The organism is Mesorhizobium sp. M1A.F.Ca.IN.022.07.1.1, assembly GCF_003997575.1.
In the GTDB taxonomy this organism is placed as follows: domain Bacteria; phylum Pseudomonadota; class Alphaproteobacteria; order Rhizobiales; family Rhizobiaceae; genus Mesorhizobium.
In genome coordinates this window covers 1-603 of sequence record NZ_RZST01000720.1, presented here as the reverse complement: position 1 = coordinate 603, position 603 = coordinate 1, and the positions used below count along the sequence as shown (strand labels likewise).

The following is a 603-nucleotide window of genomic DNA, read 5'->3' as shown; positions in this document are numbered from 1 at the left end:
CCCTCGTCCTTCACGGAAGCAACTGGCACAATCGTGTCGCATTGGTCAGCGGCAGGGGCGCATGGTAAAAGCCGGGACGACAACAGAGTTTTGGCGATGAACAAGTTCACCCCCGCAAAGCCCGCCGGCGCCCGCAGCATCGACGAGATCACAGGCAGCCGCAGGCTGCGGCGCATGCGCAAGGCCGACTGGTCGCGCCGGCTGGTGCAGGAAAACCAGCTCTCGGTCAACGATCTGATCTGGCCGATCTTCGTCGTCGAGGGCAAAAATGTGCGCGAGCCAATCGCCGCCATGCCGGATGTCTACCGTCTGTCGGTCGACCTCGCGGTGAAGGAAGCGGAGCGCGCCGCCAAGCTCGGCATCCCGGCGATCGCGACTTTCCCCAACATCGAGCTTTCGCTGCGCGACCAGACGGGCTCGCATATCCTCGATCCCGACAATGTCATCAACCGAGCCACCCGCGCCATCAAGGATGCGGTGCCGGAGATCGGCATCATTACCGACGCAGCGCTCGATCCGTTCACCAGCCATGGCCATGACGGCATCCTGCGCGACGGCATCATCGTCAATGACGAAACCGTCGAGCAGGATGCCGTCATGGCC

Annotated in this window: 1 pseudogene; it reads left to right on the top strand. The window is 63.2% G+C overall.

Features of this window, described 5'->3' with window-relative positions:
• Window positions 1-96: 96 nt before the first annotated feature.
• A pseudogene (locus EOA75_RS33610) lies at window positions 97-603 on the top strand (porphobilinogen synthase); the annotation flags it as partial.